12 protein-coding genes are annotated in these 17,040 nt (G+C 46.1%); 5 read left to right on the top strand and 7 right to left on the bottom strand.

The features are described from left to right. Positions 1 to 2: 2 nt before the first annotated feature. Positions 3 to 2,843: a bifunctional [glutamate--ammonia ligase]-adenylyl-L-tyrosine phosphorylase/[glutamate--ammonia-ligase] adenylyltransferase gene (gene glnE, locus AC6R00_RS18310; RefSeq protein WP_500641481.1), complete on the bottom strand. Its 2,841-nt coding sequence runs from the start codon at positions 2,841 to 2,843 to the stop codon at positions 3 to 5. A 111-nt stretch (positions 2,844 to 2,954) separates the two neighbouring features. Beyond that, positions 2,955 to 4,211, bottom strand: a complete 1,257-nt coding sequence (locus AC6R00_RS18305) for a methyl-accepting chemotaxis protein (protein ID WP_500641480.1) — start codon at positions 4,209 to 4,211, stop codon at positions 2,955 to 2,957. A 111-nt stretch (positions 4,212 to 4,322) separates the two neighbouring features. Here AC6R00_RS18305 and AC6R00_RS18300 point away from each other — a divergent pair, with 111 nt between their 5' ends. Then, positions 4,323 to 5,090 carry a potassium channel family protein gene (locus tag AC6R00_RS18300; RefSeq protein ID WP_500641479.1) on the top strand — a complete coding sequence of 256 codons (768 nt, stop codon included), beginning with the start codon at positions 4,323 to 4,325 and terminating at the stop codon, positions 5,088 to 5,090. 15 nt (positions 5,091 to 5,105) lie between these two features. On the opposite strand, the gene AC6R00_RS18295 is transcribed toward AC6R00_RS18300, so the two are convergent. Next, the gene (locus tag AC6R00_RS18295) at positions 5,106 to 6,623 is read right to left on the bottom strand and encodes a CYTH and CHAD domain-containing protein (protein ID WP_500641478.1); all 1,518 of its coding nucleotides are present in this window, start codon (positions 6,621 to 6,623) and stop codon (positions 5,106 to 5,108) included. 206 nt (positions 6,624 to 6,829) lie between these two features. Here AC6R00_RS18295 and AC6R00_RS18290 point away from each other — a divergent pair, with 206 nt between their 5' ends. From AC6R00_RS18290 to AC6R00_RS18280, 3 genes are all read left to right on the top strand, one after another. Beyond that, entirely contained in the window at positions 6,830 to 7,510 is a 681-nt protein-coding gene (locus AC6R00_RS18290; protein ID WP_004744740.1) for a TIGR00153 family protein, read from the top strand. A gap of 132 nt (positions 7,511 to 7,642) precedes the next feature. Continuing rightward, the gene (locus AC6R00_RS18285; protein WP_500642206.1) at positions 7,643 to 8,902 is read left to right on the top strand and encodes an inorganic phosphate transporter; all 1,260 of its coding nucleotides are present in this window, start codon (positions 7,643 to 7,645) and stop codon (positions 8,900 to 8,902) included. 174 nt (positions 8,903 to 9,076) lie between these two features. Then, a complete protein-coding gene (locus AC6R00_RS18280; RefSeq protein ID WP_500641477.1) occupies positions 9,077 to 9,688 on the top strand; it encodes a TIGR04211 family SH3 domain-containing protein in 612 nt (203 codons plus the stop codon). A gap of 65 nt (positions 9,689 to 9,753) precedes the next feature. Here AC6R00_RS18280 and AC6R00_RS18275 read toward each other — a convergent pair whose 3' ends face one another. Both AC6R00_RS18275 and AC6R00_RS18270 read right to left on the bottom strand, forming a co-directional pair. Continuing rightward, positions 9,754 to 10,557: a general secretion pathway protein GspB gene (locus AC6R00_RS18275; RefSeq protein WP_500641476.1), complete on the bottom strand. Its 804-nt coding sequence runs from the start codon at positions 10,555 to 10,557 to the stop codon at positions 9,754 to 9,756. After that, a complete protein-coding gene (locus AC6R00_RS18270; protein ID WP_500641475.1) occupies positions 10,550 to 12,172 on the bottom strand; it encodes an ExeA family protein in 1,623 nt (540 codons plus the stop codon). The genes AC6R00_RS18275 and AC6R00_RS18270 overlap by 8 nt, the downstream gene beginning before the upstream one ends. 88 nt (positions 12,173 to 12,260) lie before the next feature. On the opposite strand from AC6R00_RS18270, the gene AC6R00_RS18265 reads away from it, so the two are divergent. Beyond that, positions 12,261 to 13,511 carry a multifunctional CCA addition/repair protein gene (locus tag AC6R00_RS18265; RefSeq protein ID WP_500641474.1) on the top strand — a complete coding sequence of 417 codons (1,251 nt, stop codon included), beginning with the start codon at positions 12,261 to 12,263 and terminating at the stop codon, positions 13,509 to 13,511. 436 nt (positions 13,512 to 13,947) lie between these two features. Here AC6R00_RS18265 and eno read toward each other — a convergent pair whose 3' ends face one another. Together eno and pyrG are read right to left on the bottom strand one after the other, a co-directional pair. Next, positions 13,948 to 15,246: a phosphopyruvate hydratase gene (gene eno, locus AC6R00_RS18260; protein WP_004744746.1), complete on the bottom strand. Its 1,299-nt coding sequence runs from the start codon at positions 15,244 to 15,246 to the stop codon at positions 13,948 to 13,950. A 77-nt stretch (positions 15,247 to 15,323) separates the two neighbouring features. Beyond that, complete coding sequence (pyrG, locus tag AC6R00_RS18255) at positions 15,324 to 16,964, bottom strand: CTP synthase (protein ID WP_486787301.1); 1,641 nt, start codon at positions 16,962 to 16,964, stop codon at positions 15,324 to 15,326. Between the last annotated feature and the right edge of the window lie 76 nt (positions 16,965 to 17,040).

Here is a 17,040-nt window from a genome sequence, read left to right as displayed (position 1 = left end):
CGTTATTCTAACCACTCGTGCCATAGCTTAGTCACAAGCTCACGCTCTTTGACTAATTTTTCATCTGCCACATCGGCATCAAGGTTTAATAAGTTGCGATGGTGGATCTGATCTCGCATTGTCGTATAGGCATGAGTAAGCGCAATGGCAGCTCCTTCATCCATAATGCCTTGTGCCATCATGCTTTCAAATATACGCACATTGTCACTCCAACGAGTAAGCTTAGGCTTTTGATGGCTGTAGCGTAAGACAAGATATTGAGCTAAAAATTCAACGTCAGTGATACCGCCCGGATCTTGTTTAAGCATAAAGCGCCCTGCTTTCTTACCTCCCAAGTGATCACGCATTTTGACTCGCATTTCAGAGACATCTTTAACAAGCTTAGCTTCATCACGCTCCAAGCAGAGAATATCGTGGCGGGTTTGCGCAAAAGCTTGCTGCAGCGCAGCATCACCATAAATCATACGCGCCCGAACAAGCGCCTGATGCTCCCAAGTCCAAGCCTCATCACGCTGATACTCATCAAATGCATCTGTAGGGCTTACCAACAAGCCAGAAGCACCTGACGGACGTAAACGCGTGTCGACTTCATACAATATTCCTGACGCGGTTCGCGTAGAGAAGATATGAATTATGCGTTGCGCTAAGCGTAAGTAGAACTGGCGACCATCAATCTCTTTTTTACCATCGGTATAAACATGTACCGGGCAGTCATGCATAAAGACGATATCTAGGTCCGAGTTATAGCCAAGCTCCCAGCCCCCCACTTTACCGTAGCCCACTACTGCAAAGCCTTTACCATCGCGCTCTTTGATATGAGTCGGCTCACCATATTTCTCAGTCATCTGGAGCCAAGCTTGGCTCACTACCGACTCAACGATCGCTTCTGCGAGATAAGTTAAGTGGTCACTTACTTTCATTACAGGTAAAACACCCGCAATATCTGCGGCAGCAATTCTTAAGATACAGATCTGCTTAAACTGGCGCAGCGCCTCCATCTGCTGCTCCATATCATCTTCTGGGATACGAGCAAGGAAGTCGCGCAGTTCAGTGCGATAACTTTCGAGTGGTATTGGGTTGTATAGCTGCTGCGGGTCGATAAGCTCATCAAGCAAGATAGGATAACGACCCAGTTGCTCTGAAATCATCGGGCTTGCGGTACACAAACGAACAAGCTGGACTAGAGCTGCCTGGTGCTCATCGAGTAGCTCCAAATACGTTGTTCGAGTGACAATCTTATGCAGTAAATGCAACACGCGCGGCAGGCCAAACTTGGCATCTTGATGGCTATAGATAGCCGAGAAGATCTTCGGCATCAGCTTGTTAAGCACTTCACGGCCACGCGGACCGAGAGTTTTCTTAGCCAAATCTTGCTTAAATTGGATAATGGTTTGCGCCATTTGCTGCGGATCATCGGCTTGAATATCATGCTCTAAGATATGCTCAATCACATCTTGTTTGGCCGCCATGTCCCATAGCTCGGTAAAGTGCTTAGCAATATCTTGCTGCTCTTCCTCTTCTTCACCGATCAAAGTGGCAAACACGGCATGAACATTGGCCATATGCTGTTGCACATCAGCAATAAGACCTGCCCACTGGCGATAGCCCATCGCCACCGCTAACTGAAGCTGTTCAGTGTCCGATTCTGGCAAGGTCTGCGTTTGCTTATCATCCATTGCCTGCAGTAAGTTTTCTAATCGACGTAAGAACTTATAAGCATTGCGTAAATGATCTGTTTCGTTGGCACTAAGCTGCTCTAGCTCTTCAATTGCATCAAGTGTTTGCAACAAACCACGCTGGCGTAAGCTTGGCTCGCGTCCACCGCGGATAAGCTGAAACACCTGAGCGATAAATTCAATTTCACGTATGCCACCTGCGCCAAGCTTGATATTGTTACTTAGCCTGCGACGACGCACTTCGCTACTGATCATCGATTTCATGCGGCGCAATGATTGAATCGCACTAAAATCGATATAGCGGCGGAAGACGAATGGACGCAGCATTTGACGCAACTCTTGATACTCGGGGTACATCTCTCGTCCCATCACACGCGCTTTGATCATCGCGTAACGTTCCCAATCACGCCCTTGCTCTTGGTAATAATCCTCTAATGCAGCGTAACTCATCACCAGTGGTCCGCTATCTCCAAACGGACGTAGACGCATATCGACTCGGTAACAGAAACCATCAAAGGTTTGTTGATCAAGAGCCTTAATGATTCTCTGACCTAAACGAGTAAAAAATTGAGCATTGGCGATACTGCGACGAGCACCTTGTGTTTCGCCGTTTTCTGGGTAGGTAAAGATCAGATCGATATCCGATGAGAAGTTAAGTTCACCACCACCCAGCTTACCCATACCAATAATCAGCATAGGTTGCGCTTCACCTTGTGCATTGGTCGGCGTCCCCCACAACTCACAACACGCTTTGTACTGCCATTGGTAGGTTTCGAAAATCATCGCTTCTGCAAGCTGTGACAAATGCTCTAGGCTCTGCTCTAGTGGCCACGACGCAGTAAAATCTCGCCAAGCAATATAAGTCATCTCTCGGTTGCGAAACTGCCTTAACACGCGATGCCCTTGCATTTCATCACTGCACGATTCAAGTAACTGTGATAAACGTTGTCGGTACTGTTCGCAACGTGACTCCTCAGCCAACATAGCTGGAAGAGCTTGAAGCAGTTCTTCATCGCTACTTAAAGTCTGGCTAATAAACTTACTCAAGCCAGCCACATAACCAAGTTGTTGTTTTTGTTCAATTGACCAGCTATTTAACGCTTGAGAGGTAGAAAGTGATTCCAGAGCAGAGTGAGAAATTGCAGTAAGACTTTCGGGCAGTTGCATGATTCTTCCTTGTAGAGAAATACCAATCGAGAGAAGGGTAACCCCTTATTTATACCAATAAAAAACGCCCACTAGTAGCGAGTGAGCGTTTATAAGGAGTAAGTTGAGAAGCTAGACTCTAAATGAAGTGATCTTCTTGTCTAACTCTTCAGCGTTTTGCTGCATTATTTCAGATGTCTCAAGCAGCTCGGAAACCACAGTAACCGAGGCCTCAACCAGTTCACGAACATTGGTTAGGTTCTGATTCATCTCTTCCGCTACGCTGCTTTGTTGACCGGCTGCAGTTGCAATTTGGAAGTTCATGTCGTTGATCTGGTGAACTTGACCAACAATGCCATCCAACTCGCTGCCCGCATTAGTTACAAGTTCTACCCCCTCTGCCGCTTCAACAACGCTCTTCTCCATCAATTCAACCGCCGAGTTGGCACTTGATTGCAACTGGGTGATCATCTCTTGAATTTCAATAGTCGCTTGTTGAGTGCGCTGCGCAAGGTTACGCACTTCATCGGCAACCACAGCAAAGCCACGACCGGCTTCACCTGCACGAGCAGCTTCAATCGCCGCATTTAGTGCTAGCAAGTTAGTTTGCTCGGAAATACCTTGAATGGTACCGACCACACTACCGATAGAATCAACGCTCTCTTCTACTTGGTTCACCGCTTGGGCAGAAGCCGAAATGTCTTGTGACAGCTCACTAATCTTAACCACCGTATCTTGAACGAAGCGCTGACCCGTTGCCGCTTGTCCTGACGCGTTTTCCGTCAATGAAGAGGCGTTCTGCGCGTGATCCGCTACGGTTTGCACTGTCGAACTCATTTCACTCATCGCCGTTGCAAGCTGATCGATCTCATTAAACTCTTCTTGTGCCGACTCTTTGGTTTCAGACATGCTTAGCGTCATCACTTCCGTCAAGCCAGCTAACTCCTGTGAAGAATCAACCTGCAACTTAATCATCTCTTGCAACTGCACTCGGGTTTTTTCTAGCTCACGTGCAACGTCACCGTACTCGTCTTTACACTCCATTTCGATTGGCACTGATAAATCTTTCTCGGCCATGGTTTTAATCGAGTCACTTAGGTACTGAGTCTGGCGCAGCATCACACGTGCAGCAAACAACAGGAGAACGACGAAGACCACAATCATGATGACAGTTTGCCACACAACTTGGACTAAATAGGCTTCATAGTGCTGCTGTGCGACTTGCGCATTTTGTGTCGCTGCAAGCAGTGCATCATAAAATGTGCTCGCATCCCACAACTGCTTGCCAATGATCAGTATCGTACTGAACACCATCAGCATCACCATCTTGGGAACAAGGCGAATATCCGTGATCACTCGTTCCCATGGCTTAAATGCCATCTTGGTCATTGTCCATTCTCCATTTCGTCAATTTTATCTTTGCAGCGCTTTGTACTAGAGTGAGCGTAACTGAGACCCAATCCTCTGGTTTCACTGCAATTTATTTATTTCGAGCCTCGTATGAATAGAGATAATATCAAAGACGATACAAAACCGATGAGCTTGCTATCACTAATCCTGTCTTTTATGGCGTTATTTGTGATCTCTGGCTTACTGTTTTTTCCGCTGCACCCCGAAACTCGACAAGTTCTTATCGGCCTCGACTTTATTATCTGTAGCATATTCCTACTACAACTCGGCGTAGATTTGATCCGCTCTACAGATCGAGTGCAATTTATGAAACGCCACTGGATAGATTTCGTGGCCAGTATTCCGATGATCGAGCCTTTGCGCTATGCAAGATTATTTTCAATTCTGCGAGTGATCTTAGTAATACGTTCAAGTCGCAGCGTGATCAAACAGTTACTGAAAAACAAACATGAAACCACATTGGCTTCGATCTTGTTGCTTATGGTGATCTTACTGACAGCAGGATCAAGCATGATGTTGTTTATTGAAGGCCACTCACCTGATGCCAATATTCATGATGGTGGTGATGCGATGTGGTGGGCGCTAGTGACGATTTCAACGGTCGGCTATGGGGATCACTACCCAGTCACCAATGCGGGGCGAATTTTAGCGGCGGGGTTGATCATCTGTGGTGTGGGCTTGTTTGGTATGATTTCAGGCTTAGTGACTTCAATGATAACCTCCCCCTCGAAAGTACAAACCACTCGTTCAGAAAACAAAGAGCGCTTACTGCTTGAGTTAGTCGAAAAACAAAACCAAATACTTGAGCGGATAGATCGGTTAGAACGACATCAAGAGAAACAAAAACGGGAACCCTGAGGCTCCCGTTATTAATTAATCTTGCCAGTATGGCTCGGCTTCAATACAGATGACTCGCGTCTGCTCCATCGCATGTAAAATAGAACTTTCTTGTCTTGCTAACCAACGCTCTAATTGTTCGCGCTCTTCACCTTCCAGCTTCTCAACCAGTTGCTCTAAGGTTTTTAGCTTAAGCAGATCGTCAGTACCATGCAGCAAATCGCTCCACGGCAAGCGGAAGCTATTCCGCTCATCAAAATCAAACAGGCTCGCAAAGCTCACCCCTGTATAGAGGTTACGCATCAAGCGGTATTGCTGCTCGATGTAATCAGCGCTAGTCAAACTTCTTTCTGGCGGAAACGCTTCCATCAACTCAGCCCAAGTACGATCCAATTGCTGAACGGAGAAATGCTCAATATTAAGTGACATCTTCTCACGTGACTTTTCATCTAAGAAAGGCTGCCAACCACGAGTAAGAATCCAGCGGCTCAAATCGAGTAAAAGACCAGTGTAGCGAGCAGAGTTGAGTAGCTCTAGAATCTGCTCGCGAGTTGGTAGCTGCTGCTGTAACAGCTTAAGCTCACCAACAAGGAATTTGCGTGCGTCCAATTTACGCAGCGCATGGCCTTTGTCATCTAACAGATCATCTAAATAGTCGTAGTCATGCAGCCATTCGAGATCTTGCTCTAACCATTTCAATTCTTGACGTAAGATTGCGCTAGCGCGACGAGGTACCACGCCACCATAAACGGTGAGGATTTGACGAATAAAACTGATCGAGTTTTTGATTTCATGAACCGCTTCAATGGAGTTACGCTCTGAAAAAATCTGCTCGTGGTAATGCCAATGAGATAGCGCATGCTCTAGAGAGTTGATAAAACAAGATTCAACCGTATCGCTTTTGTCAGTCTTAACCAAAGGCAGAGACTTAACTTCGTCACCTTGATAATCCATCGCTAAACGGTAGCCCTTAGCCGCTTTACTCAAGTTACCTAGGCGCATCCCACCTTGCTCTGAGAAACTTCTCGCCAAAGTAAACAAGGCATCGGTTTGACCCGACTTCAACTCAAGCTCCACTTCACAAATAGGATCTTCTTTGCCATTTGCTTCCACTTTACCTTGGTCAAAGGCCACTTCAACTTGGCTGCCGTCTGGCATACCAATCAACCATTGCTCGCGGGTGAAGTTAGTAGCAAACAGTGGCTCTAACTCAGCTTGTAACGTCGCAATGTCTTTGCCTGCTGGCCAAATATCTTGTGGATGAAGGGTAAGATCTGGGTCATTGCTGTCATGTTCAGCGTTGAATTCCGGTCTTTGGTGCAAACCCGCAACAACGCGTCCAGCGGTTTTAACCGTTTGCACATAGACATCATCAAAACGACGAATACGAAGGCCAATATCGTGTTGACGCAACCATTGGTCAGACGTATCGAAATAGGTGTTTCCTAACTCTCGACAACTGTGCTGAAGTACCTTAGTTTCTGATATTTTCTGACGCAAAGTCTCTGAAAATTCGGGAGAAACAAAAAACTTCAGTTCTATCTCGGTTTCCATAGCTATACCTTTCAAAGCAGATAGAGACAGGATATTGCCAATTTTCTTACTCGGCAAGAAAGAAATATCGCGCTAATGATGATCTAAAACAGTTTTAATGAGTGATTTAATGGGTTAACATGCGCGCCTTTATAGCCATCGTTCAACATTTCGCCATGAAATGGTGTATGTTAGTTTTTAGGTTATATTAATTGGGTTGAATGACCATGCCAGTAAATACAATTATGGGGTTATTTGCAAAGTCCCCTATTAAACCTTTGCAGCGCCACGTTGTGTGTGTAAACGAATGTTGCTCGCACCTAGTCAACTTTTTTGAAGTAAGTTCAACGGGAGACTGGGAAAAAGCATCTGAAATTCGTGCACAGATTTCTCACCTAGAGAAAGAAGCAGACGTACTAAAGCGCGAAATTCGTCTTAAACTTCCTCGCGGTTTGTTTATGCCAGTAGATCGTAGCGATATGCTTGAACTACTTACGCAGCAAGACAAGCTCGCAAACCTTGCAAAAGACATTGCTGGCCGAGTTTATGGCCGTCAATTGACTATCCCTGCACCTCTTCAAGAAAACTTCATTGCGTATGTAAAACGTTGTTTAGACGCAGCAGAGCAAGCGCAAAAAGTTATCAATGAGCTTGATGAGTTATTGGAAACTGGATTTAAAGGCCGTGAAGTAACACTTGTGGCTGAAATGATCCACCAACTGGATGTGATTGAGGACGACACCGACGCGATGCAGATTCAACTTCGTCAAGACCTAATGGCGATTGAAGCGGATCTGAATCCGATTGACGTGATGTTCCTTTACAAAATTCTAGAGTGGGTAGGTGGTATTGCTGATCAGGCGCAACGTGTTGGTGCGCGTCTGGAAGTCATGCTGTCTCGCTCATAAACATAAGTTAACCAAATAACGAAGAGCATCTAACTAGTTCACACCCCGATTAGGCGATAAATACTGACGCGCTGAAGGGGTTTTGTCGTGCTGAATTTTTGCTCCGCTTGTTATCAACAACTAGGTATTACGATGGATATCCTTGCGAACTACGGCACTGTCCTGATTATTATTGCAGCAGCTTTCGGTTTTCTGATGGCGATTGGTATTGGTGCGAATGACGTTGCCAATGCGATGGGTACATCAGTAGGTTCAAAAGCATTAACCGTGAAACAAGCGATCATTATCGCGATGATCTTTGAATTTGCGGGTGCATATCTTGCAGGCGGTGAAGTAACCGACACTATCCGTAAAGGCGTAATTGAAACGTCCCTATTTGCTCATCAGCCTGACGTCCTCGTCTACGGCATGATGTCAGCTCTTCTTGCAGCTGGTACATGGCTACTACTTGCCTCATACATGGGGTGGCCTGTATCAACGACTCACTCAATCATCGGTGCGATCATCGGTTTTGCGTGTGTATCTGTTGGTACGGAAGCTGTCGACTGGGGTTCAGTACAAGGTATCGTCGGTAGCTGGATTATTACCCCGGTTATCTCAGGCTTCTTTGCTTACGTAATCTTTGTCAGCGCACAGCGTTTGATATTCGATACCGAAAAACCGCTATTTAATGCCAAGCGCTTTGTGCCTGTGTACATGTTTATTACCACTATGGTTATCGCTCTGGTAACCATCAAGAAAGGTCTTAAGCACGTAGGTCTTCACCTTTCAGATGGTGAAGCTTGGATGTGGGCTGCAGGTGTTTCTGCGCTCGTTATGGCAGGTGGTTACTTCTACATTCAGAAGAAATTCGCTAGCCGCGAAGATGATCACGGCTTTGCTGGTGTAGAAGGTATCTTCAGCGTTCTTATGGTTATCACTGCGTGTGCGATGGCTTTTGCACACGGTTCGAACGACGTAGCAAACGCGATTGGTCCACTGTCAGCGGTAGTGTCAACTGTTGAACACATGGGCGAAATCACAGGTAAAAGCACGATCGCATGGTGGATTCTGCCACTAGGTGGTTTTGGTATTGTTGTAGGCCTTGCGACTCTAGGTCATAAAGTAATGGCAACCGTAGGTACTGGTATTACTGAGCTAACTCCAAGCCGCGGTTTCGCAGCTCAGCTAGCCACGGCGTGTACTGTGGTTCTAGCTTCTGGTACTGGTCTTCCTATCTCGACAACGCAAACTCTAGTTGGTGCGGTTCTTGGTGTGGGTTTTGCCCGCGGTATTGCAGCACTAAACCTGGGCGTGGTACGTAACATTGTCGCTTCATGGATTGTAACTCTACCTGCAGGTGCGCTACTTGCTGTTGTGTTCTTCTACGCAATTCAAGCAATGTTCATTTAATCAATAAGGTCAGTGATCTGTTAACTCACTGTCATTATTGACTCAAAACCGCATAAAGGGAGGCTCAGCCTCCCTTCTTTGTTGCAGTCAACCTAGAAACTACTTACTATTTGGCGTTAGCAAAGAAATAGATTATGGGTTTGCAGACCCTCTTAGACTGTTAAAGGATTTACCGTGAAAAAACTGGTTTGCTTCGTTCTGGCATCAATGCTTGCTGTTCCGGCAGCAATGGCTCAAGACCGTTACATTTCTGATAAGCTATTTACCTACATGCACTCTGGTCCTAGCAACCAATTCCGCATCATCGGCAGTGTTGACGCTGGTGATAAGGTGAAGCAAGTTTCTACAAATCGTGATACTGGCTACACACAAATTGAAGATGCGAAAGGACGTAAAGGTTGGGTTGAGAGCCGCTTCGTTACTCGTCAAGAGAGCATGGCCCTTCGTTTACCTAAGCTAGAAAAAGAGTTGGCTGATGTGAAAGAGAAGCTTGCCAATGCACGCTCGAATGCAGACCAAGAAAAAGCAGGCCTGATTGATTCTCTAGAAACACGTAACACGCAGATAAATGAGCTAGAGCAAGGCTACAGCGACATGAGTAAGCAGCTGTCGGCATCGCAAGAAGAAGTTCGTAAGCTGCGCGCTAAGCTAGATACGCAAAAAGATGACCTGCTGCTTAAATACTTTATGTACGGCGGTGGTGTCGCAGGCCTAGGTCTACTATTTGGTTTGATTCTTCCTCATATCATTCCACGCAGAAAGCGTTCTCCGTCTGGTTGGGCATAAACGCTGCTACAAAGTTAGATACTAAAAAGGTCACCTCGGTGACCTTTTTTGATCCGTTTGAAACCCTATCCTTGCCAATCATACAAAGCGGGCACTTCTATTAACTCGCCTTTAAAGCGTATTAAACAAGATTGCTGCTCAATGGCTACCAGTTCAATATTGTCATTAACCCAATCACCTTGGTTATACTCAATACCGTTAATCTTGACCCATCGCTTGCTTGGTTTGCTCGAATAGACGTGGGTTTGGAAATTTAAGGCTGGCAGCTTGCCATACCAACGCTGCGCCTGTTGAGATAGGTTCGAAGCTTCGCTGTTTTGTCTGTTTGATTCAGGTGTCGGATTGCTACTCAGCGCAGACTCAAACCGTTGCGCTAACTCTGGCGACAGCTGCGAAAGATCAAGCCCAGATAGCAGGTCATCACTGCTTTCAGAGACATGACTCTCCGCTGCATTGCTATCAACATAACTATCAACAGTACTCGCTTGCTCTAAAACTTCTTGAGGTAACGAACTGTTATCCTGCTCAATTTGGTTTAACCAATCACTCTGAGCCGAATTGCTGTTGTCACGATAAGTGACAGCCAAAGGGCCAAAATCAGGAGCTTGACTAGCCGTGTATTCAAAAGGGACTTCAACTAGAACGGTTTCGGCAACATTATGCTCCAGCCAGCGCTGTTTCTCTGCTTGATAGGTTTGAAATGCCATTACCCCTGCTACCAATATAGGCGGAAGCAGCGCGAATACGATATTACGCCCTCGGCTAGATTCTTTCTGCTGTGCGACAGCATGAGCAGGTGCTTGATGAAACGACGAAAGGTTTTGATGGCTGCGCTCAGAGTGCTCCAAGGCTTGCATGACTTTAGACATTAGAACCGACCTCACGAGACATTAATGTTGGTGCTTGTGGCTGAGAAAGCTTTTCCAAAAGGCGTAATGTTTTACGCCCCGCAATACCATCCACCGTTAACCCTTGCCAACGTTGGAACAACTCCACTTTATGTTTAAGCTGCTCATTAAATTGAGTTTTTCCTGAAGATTGTTCCCCTAAGACTTGGGAAAGGTGCTGATCCAACACCGCGATGGCTTCGCCACTCATACCCGGCTTTAAGGTTTGGTTCCAATAGCCCTGCCATATCTCGCGATATTCGCCCTGCCAAATACTACCTAGCCATTCACGCTCAAACTCGAAAACTTGATCGTTAGCCAAGAGCTGAACATGGGTGTCAGATAACCCTAACAACACAGCGAAACGAGGTTGTTGATCAATATTCAATGTCAGCACAACAGGCACATTTTTCTCGGCAAGCTGTTCCAGAGAGCCGCTCTCAAGCGCACAGCGAAACAGAGCTTCGCCATTATCAAGACACAACTGGTCCAACACTGAAGCTCGATATCCCCACACTTTGTATAAAGCGGCAATCGCTACTTCTTGATTGTTGGCTTGATTAAGTTGCTCTTTCAAAACCTGGGGGAAGACATTTTTTTTCTGCTGTACGTTTTCAACCGCTGGGTATTGCTGTTGTAGTTGATTAACGACAACTGGTGTAACAAGTGTCGGCGTTGCGTAGTATGCGCCAATCGACAAGATACTTCCGACTAGAATAGAAAGTACGCTCGGAGAAAGGGAAACTTTTTTGCTAGAAGCCCGACTCGCAGCAGGCGGCACTGAGCCAGTTTGAAAGCTCATCACATCATCGCAGGCCGTTACAACGATATTGTGAGCCGGCTGCGGTTCTCCAATGTTATAAGTTTGCTTAAGGCTCGCATCACACACCAGGTTAATAAGACGTGGAATACCCTGCGTTTGCCGGGCAATATACTTAATCGATTGAACCGAGAAGAGCTCAGGATTACCACCAGCCAAAGCGAGACGAAACTTAATATAGTCTCTGGTCTCATCTTGATTGAGGGGCAACAAATGATATCGCCCGGTAATTCGCTGCGCTAACTGCCTTAACTGTGGCATTTGCAGTTTCTGCTGTAACTCGGGCTGACCAATCAACAGCACCTTAAGTAACTTTTGGCTTTCCGTTTCAAGGTTGGTCAGTAAGCGTAATTGCTCGAGGACATCTGCTGATAAATGCTGAGCTTCATCAATCACCAATAGGGTTTGAACCCGATTCGCATGGTTATCCAATAGAAATTGATGAATCAACTGATTGAGCTGCTTTAGAGAAGTGTTTTCCTGATAATGGATATCGAACTCATCGCACACCGCCTCTAACAACTCAATATTTGAGAAAGTCGGATTTAAGATCAGCCCTGCTCGCGTGTTGTCTGCTAGAGTTTTAAGTATCGATTTTGCAATGGTCGTTTTACCGGTTCCCACTTCACCTGTCAGCATAGCGAAGCCGCCACCTTCACCTAGCCCAGCTTGGATTTGGAAGATAGCTTCTTTATGGCGTCGGCTCTGATAGAGGAAACGAGAATTAGGCACAATAGAAAATGGCAATTCTGTCAGTGCAAAATGTTGTTGATACATAACTCTCTTCTCTGGGAATTCAGTGCTAAGAAAAGTACCATTGCTAGCACGATTAGCCAATGCCAAACTGATGAAAAGGGAGAGCTAGGTGCAAAGATACCTTGTTGGCGGCGCAGTTCGCGATCAACTGCTAGATATTGAAGTCTATGATAGAGACTGGGTTGTTGTCGGTTCAACCCCAAAAGAGCTACTTAACAAAGGCTATACCGCCGTTGGTAAAGACTTCCCAGTATTTCTTCATCCGGAGAGTAAAGAAGAACATGCGCTTGCAAGAACTGAACGTAAAGTCGGCTCTGGCTATACCGGGTTTGAATGTTACTTTGCCGCCGATGTCACCTTAGAAGAAGACCTGCTCAGACGCGATCTGACCATCAATGCGATGGCGCAAGCCCCTGATGGCAATATCATCGATCCCTTTAATGGCCAGCGAGATCTCAACGATCGGATCTTGCGCCATGTTTCTCAAGCGTTTACTGAAGATCCCCTCCGTGTACTGCGAGTCGCGCGCTTTGCCGCCAAACTTCACCACCTAGGCTTTAGCGTTGCCGATGAAACTATTGAGCTAATGCGCCACATTGCCAACTCTGGTGAGCTAGAGCACTTAACCGCTGAACGGGTTTGGCAAGAGTGGCATAAGTCGTTATCAACCCAAAATCCGCAAGTATTTCTATCCGTCTTACAGCAGTGTGATGCTCTAAAAGTTGTCTTGCCTGAGCTCGATGCTTTGTTCGGTGTTCCGCAACCTGAAAAGTGGCACCCTGAGATTGATACAGGTATCCACACGCTGATGGTCGCAAAGCAAGCCGCACTGCTTAGCGAGTCTCTTCCAGTAAGATTTGCCTCTCAAGTTCATGACCTTGGCAAAGGCGTCACGCCAGAGTCTGAATGGCCGAGTCATAAAATGCACTGTCATACAGGGCTGAAGCTGATTAAAGCACTGTGCGAGCGTGTCAGAGTCCCTAATGAATATCGTGACCTCGCATTGATGGTCTGTGAGCAACACTCCAATATTCATCGAGCCGCTGAGCTTCGCCCGGAAACCAAACTCAAAGTGCTGAACAAGTTCGATGTTTGGCGTAAGCCGGAGCGCTTACAAGGCATATTGCTGTGTTGTATGGCTGATAGCCGGGGACGTACTGGATTTGAAGATATCGACTACCCGCAAAAAGCCATTTTTGAACAGGCTTACAAAGCCGCACTTTCCGTCAACGTGCAAGATATTATTAAAGATGGGTTTAAGAGGGCGGGAATCAAAGAAGAAATGGAAAAGCGTCGGGTTGAGGCGATTCGAGAGCTGAGAATCGAGAAGCGAGAAGCGAGAATAGAGAATAGAGAATAGAGAATAGAGAATAGAGATACGCTCAAAGAGTTAAGCTCTAACGTGAACAGATACGGCCAACAAGTCTCGACCATTTCACCACGAGAACTTCTCGAAGGACGAAGTCCGTTCCCGACTCTCGTAGGGCGAAGCCCGATCTCGGAGCAAAGCGCTCTGCCCCATGAAAAAAGCGCCCCACCTAAGTGGAGCACTTCGAAAGCTTTAAAGCGAATAATTCAGCAAATTGCTATGAATTACTGACCTTTAACTTCTTTAAGACCGTTGTAAGGAGCTTTAGCACCTAGAGCTTCTTCGATACGGATTAGCTGGTTGCTTTCTTTTAGGTATAGCAGCAACACGGTCAGAACGGCTCATTGCTCTTAGAGCCTAAAACGCAAAATGCCTCACTAAAAAGTGAGGCATTCATTAAAGCTATAAGCTAATAATTCAGAGTGAATTACTGACCTTTAACTTCTTTAAGACCGTTGTAAGGAGCTTTCGCGCCTAGAGCTTCTTCGATACGGATTAGCTGGTTGTACTTAGCAACACGGTCAGAACGGCTCATAGAACCAGTCTTGATTTGACCTGCAGCAGTACCTACCGCTAGGTCAGCGATAGTTGCATCTTCAGTTTCGCCAGAACGGTGAGAGATTACTGCTGTGTAACCTGCATCTTTAGCCATCTTGATTGCAGCTAGAGTCTCAGTTAGAGAACCGATTTGGTTGAACTTGATAAGGATAGAGTTAGCTACGCCTTTCTCGATACCTTCAGCAAGGATCTTAGTGTTAGTAACGAATAGGTCGTCACCTACTAGTTGAAGCTTGTCACCTAGTAGTTCAGTTTGGTGCTTGAAGCCAGCCCAATCAGACTCGTCTAGACCGTCTTCGATAGAAACGATTGGGAACTGGTTAGCTAGCTCAGCTAGGTAGTGGTTGAACTCTTCAGAAGAGAAAGTTTTACCTTCGCCCTTCATGTTGTAGATGCCTGCTTCTTTGTCGAAGAACTCAGATGCAGCACAGTCCATAGCTAGAGTTACGTCTTTACCTAGTTCGTAACCTGCAGCAGCAACAGCTTCTGCGATAACTTCTAGAGCTTCAGCGTTAGACTTAAGGTTAGGAGCGAAACCACCTTCGTCACCAACTGCAGTGCTGTAGCCTTTAGACTTAAGAACTTTAGCTAGGTTGTGGAATACTTCAGCACCGATACGTAGACCTTCTTTAAGAGTCTTAGCACCAACTGGTTGGATCATGAACTCTTGGATGTCAACGTTGTTGTCTGCGTGCTCACCACCGTTGATGATGTTCATCATTGGTAGAGGCATAGAGAACTGACCTGCAGTACCGTTTAGTTCTGCAATGTGCTCGTATAGAGGCATGCCTTTAGCCGCTGCAGCAGCTTTAGCGTTAGCTAGAGAAACAGCTAGGATTGCGTTAGCACCAAACTTAGATTTGTTTTCAGTACCGTCTAGCTCGATCATAACTGCGTCGATTGCAGCTTGGTCTTTAGCGTCTTTACCAACTAGAGCTTCAGCGATTTCGCCGTTTACAGCTTCAACAGCTTTAAGAACACCTTTACCTAGGAAACGAGCTTTGTCGCCGTCACGTAGCTCAAGAGCTTCACGTGAACCAGTTGATGCGCCAGATGGAGCAGCAGCCATACCTACGAAACCGCCTTCTAGGTGTACTTCAGCTTCTACAGTTGGGTTACCACGTGAATCGATGATTTCACGACCTAGAACTTTAACGATCTTAGACATTGAATGTTTCCTTCTCGTTGAATATATAATGTCAAAATTAAGGGCAGCAGCACTACTAACGCTACTGCCCGTATCCTTTACTTCTCTAATTCGTCGCGTTGGTATTCACCAGCCGCTTTCACGAAACCTGCAAACAGTGGGTGACCGTCGCGAGGTGTTGAAGTGAACTCTGGGTGGAATTGAGCCGCTACAAACCATGGGTGAGCTGGGTTCTCAATTACTTCAACCAGTTTCTTGTCAGCAGATAGACCAGAAACTTTCAGGCCTGCTTTTTCAATCTGTGGACGTAGGTTGTTGTTCACTTCGTAACGGTGACGGTGACGTTCGTGGATTGTCGCGCTACCGTATAGTTCACGCGCTTTCGTCCCTTTCTCAAGGTGACATAGCTGTGAACCAAGACGCATTGTACCGCCTAGGTCAGACTTCTCAGTACGCTCTTCAACGTTACCATCGCCGTCTACCCACTCAGTAATCAGACCAACTACAGGGTATTTAGTCTCTTTGTTAAATTCTGTTGAGTGTGCACCTTCCATACCCGCAACGTTACGCGCGTATTCGATCAGTGCCACTTGCATACCTAGACAAATACCTAGGTAAGGTACTTTGTTTTCACGAGCGTATTTAGCCGCAAGGATCTTACCTTCTACGCCACGGTCACCGAAGCCACCTGGTACTAAGATAGCGTCTAGACCTTCTAGCGCTTCATTACCTTTGCTTTCTACATCTTGTGAATCAACGTACTTAATCTTAACGCTTAGACGATTCTTAAGACCTGCGTGCTTAAGTGCTTCGTTTACTGATTTGTAAGCATCTGGTAGTTCGATGTACTTACCAACCATACCGATAGTCACTTCACCCGTTGGGTTCGCTTCTTCGTAGATTACCTGTTCCCATTCTGACAGATCTGCTTCAGGAGCAGTAATGCCGAAACGAGAACATACTAGGTCGTCTAAACCTTGAGATTTGATTAGTTGAGGGATCTTGTAGATTGAATCTACGTCCTTCATAGAGATAACCGCTTTTTCTTGTACGTTACAGAAAAGAGCGATCTTCTTACGTTCATTCGCTGGGATCATGCGATCAGAGCGACAAACAAGAATATCTGGCTGGATACCGATAGAAAGCAGCTCTTTTACAGAGTGCTGAGTCGGTTTAGTTTTCACTTCGCCCGCTGCTGCTAGGTAAGGAACCAGTGTTAGGTGCATGAACATTGCGCGTTCACGGCCTAGCTCTACTGCTAGCTGACGAATGGCTTCCATAAATGGCAGAGATTCGATATCACCTACCGTACCGCCCACTTCAACGATAGCAACATCATGACCTTCAGAACCTGCGATTACGCGGTCTTTGATAGAGTTAGTGATGTGAGGGATAACCTGAATCGTTGCACCTAGGTAATCACCACGACGCTCTTTAGCTAGAACGTCTGAGTAAACACGACCTGCAGTGAAGTTGTTACGCTTAGTCATTTTGGTGCGGATGAAACGCTCGTAGTGACCAAGGTCTAGGTCAGTTTCAGCGCCATCTTCAGTGACGAACACCTCACCGTGTTGAGTCGGGCTCATCGTGCCTGGATCAACGTTGATGTAAGGGTCAAGCTTCATCATAGTCACTTTAAGACCACGAGCTTCTAAAATAGCTGCAAGCGATGCTGCTGCAATACCTTTACCTAGAGAGGATACAACCCCGCCAGTAACAAAAATGTAATTTGTCGTCATGTTTAACCTGAAATTGGTTGAATGAGGGAAAATGGATTTCTTCTGGACGGGATATAAATATACCAGAAGCCCTTAA

This window comes from Vibrio sp. R10-SF1-ISO8 (assembly GCF_059833805.1).
The sequence above is the reverse complement of the archived record's forward strand: the minus strand, read 5'-3'. Positions and strand labels throughout refer to the sequence as shown.

Bases quoted from the DNA above. Each gene is read 5' to 3' on its own strand.
- AC6R00_RS18290 (WP_004744740.1), top strand. From the start codon at position 6,830: ATGCCAGTAAATACAATTATGGGGTTATTTGCAAAGTCCCCTATTAAA.
- eno (WP_004744746.1), bottom strand. From the start codon at position 15,246: ATGTCTAAGATCGTTAAAGTTCTAGGTCGTGAAATCATCGATTCACGT.
- AC6R00_RS18295 (WP_500641478.1), bottom strand. From the start codon at position 6,623: ATGGAAACCGAGATAGAACTGAAGTTTTTTGTTTCTCCCGAATTTTCA.
- pyrG (WP_486787301.1), bottom strand. From the start codon at position 16,964: ATGACGACAAATTACATTTTTGTTACTGGCGGGGTTGTATCCTCTCTA.
- glnE (WP_500641481.1), bottom strand. From the start codon at position 2,843: ATGCAACTGCCCGAAAGTCTTACTGCAATTTCTCACTCTGCTCTGGAA.
- AC6R00_RS18300 (WP_500641479.1), top strand. From the start codon at position 4,323: ATGAATAGAGATAATATCAAAGACGATACAAAACCGATGAGCTTGCTA.
- AC6R00_RS18285 (WP_500642206.1), top strand. From the start codon at position 7,643: ATGGATATCCTTGCGAACTACGGCACTGTCCTGATTATTATTGCAGCA.
- AC6R00_RS18305 (WP_500641480.1), bottom strand. From the start codon at position 4,211: ATGACCAAGATGGCATTTAAGCCATGGGAACGAGTGATCACGGATATT.
- AC6R00_RS18275 (WP_500641476.1), bottom strand. From the start codon at position 10,557: ATGTCTAAAGTCATGCAAGCCTTGGAGCACTCTGAGCGCAGCCATCAA.
- AC6R00_RS18270 (WP_500641475.1), bottom strand. From the start codon at position 12,172: ATGTATCAACAACATTTTGCACTGACAGAATTGCCATTTTCTATTGTG.